Origin of the sequence: Microcystis sp. LE19-84.1B (assembly GCF_027531875.1) — a bacterium.
GTDB lineage: Bacteria > Cyanobacteriota > Cyanobacteriia > Cyanobacteriales > Microcystaceae > Microcystis > Microcystis panniformis.
Map to the genome: position 1 here is coordinate 1 of NZ_JAPZSR010000186.1, position 1,828 is coordinate 1,828.

Sequence of the window (1,828 nt, forward strand, 5' to 3'; positions counted from 1 at the left end):
TACAGCTACATCAAATGTTCCAAAAAAATATAGAAGAGCTAATGCAAATTAGCCGCTATCGGTTGAAGGATTACATCAAAGGACAAAGAGCTATATCGCTTGCCCTATCTACCTTCTAGCTCGCTTGTCCCCCTCTCAGCATCTAAATACATAGCATGATGAGGATCTGAACTACGTAGAAGGATATTAGTATCTACCAAATAAGACATTTAACCCCGTTCTCCATAGATACTTTCTCGGCTAATATCTTGATCAGATAATTGAGGAAAATTCTTATCTCTATGACTTTCTGCCCATTCTTCAAAAGCTTTTATCCATTCTTCAGGGGTAGCCGTTTGACAAAAAGATAATTCTTGATGGTCTTTTATTGCTTCTATTGCTCTATTAGATGTTAATTCTCTTTCTAGTTGTTGTTTTTCTTCTTCAGAAAGGGATCTAATAATTTGTGCTAAAGTTTTAACCAGTTGGTTGTTCATATCCGTTAATGCTTAAATATTTTTTATGTATAATAACCTATTATAGCGTTTCTCATATCAGAGAAGTACAATTCAACCCTGTCCCCTGACTTCAAGGAAGATTTAGGGTTCTCTTATTCTTTGTGTGATAAGTTTAACTTATATAGTAGCGATCGATCTTTGTGTCCTTTGTGTCTCTGTGGTTCGTTCCACTCACTGCCCCAAGACTGTATCTTAGAATATATTATTTTGCCCACCAAACCGGGGAGAGCCGATTTAGACGAAAAACCTCATAAATATAGTTACATACAGGTTATCTGGTCATGAACAAAACTGCATCCGACATCAAACTCGACGAGCGCAACGGGGTCGAAAAGCCCTTACTTGATCAACTGTACGGTTTAGATTGGGAAATATTGGATTTAGACAAAAAACAAAAGCCACAGGATACTTTTAGGGAAAGCTTTACCGAGGTGGTGATGCTGCCAGTGCTGCGAGAACAGCTTACAATCATCAACCCCTGGCTAGAAACCGATCAAATAGAAGAAGCGATCAAACAACTCACCGCCAACTTCCCCAGCACCAACCTACTGGAAAATAACCGCCACGTCTTTAAACTGCTTCAGGAGAATACCAGCGTCTCAGAGAACCGTAAAACAGGCGAAAAAAGCCCCACCGTCAGGTTTATCGACTTTAACCACCCAACAAACAACCGCTTTATCGCCGTTTGCCAGTTTAAGGTGCGGATTCTAGGCACAGAAAACCACATCATCCCCGATATTGTCCTCTTTCTCAATGGGCTGCCAGTGGTCGTCATTGAATGTAAATCCCCCAAAGTCACAGAACCCATTGCCGGGGCGATCGAGCAACTCCTCCGCTACAGCGAACAGCGCGGCGCTAAGGGCGAGGGCAATACCAGCCTCTTCTTCTATAACCAGTTTGTCGTGGCTACCTGCCGCAATCAGGCAAAATTTGGCACTATTACCACCCACACCGAAAAATACTTCTTCCGTTGGGCTGACCCCTATCCCCGCACCCTAGAACAACTAGAACACGGCATTAGCTCCCCCAACGACCAGCAGCGACTGGTGGCGGGAATGTTCGCCCCCGATAACCTCCTAGAGATTATTCGCAACTTCACCCTTTTCTCCGTCAACAACAAGGGAGAAACCATCAAAATCGTCGGGCGTTACCAGCAGTTTCGTGCCGTCAAGAAAGCCGTGCAGCGCCTCCTATACTTTAGACGTTCATAATCTGAGATTTATTAAACTTCTGAAATCGTAGAGTGAGCAAGGAATCCAGTTCTTTTTTATGTTTCAGGTGGGCATCATTCAGACATTCATAAATAGCTGAAGAAAAGTCAGAAAAGTTTT

At 42.8% G+C, this 1,828-nt stretch carries 2 protein-coding genes and 1 pseudogene; 1 reads left to right on the forward strand and 2 read right to left on the reverse strand.

From position 1 onward, the window contains the following. Window positions 1–209 precede the first annotated feature (209 nt). Window positions 210–476, reverse strand: a complete 267-nt coding sequence (locus tag O9324_RS11130) for a hypothetical protein (RefSeq protein ID WP_002786178.1) — start codon at window positions 474–476, stop codon at window positions 210–212. A gap of 302 nt (window positions 477–778) precedes the next feature. Here O9324_RS11130 and O9324_RS11135 point away from each other — a divergent pair, with 302 nt between their 5' ends. Then, the gene (locus tag O9324_RS11135; protein WP_288140214.1) at window positions 779–1,708 is read left to right on the forward strand and encodes a type I restriction endonuclease; all 930 of its coding nucleotides are present in this window, start codon (window positions 779–781) and stop codon (window positions 1,706–1,708) included. Here O9324_RS11135 and O9324_RS11140 read toward each other — a convergent pair. Further along, a pseudogene (locus O9324_RS11140) lies at window positions 1,695–1,828 on the reverse strand (IS630 family transposase); the annotation flags it as partial. The gene O9324_RS11135 and the pseudogene O9324_RS11140 overlap by 14 nt on opposite strands.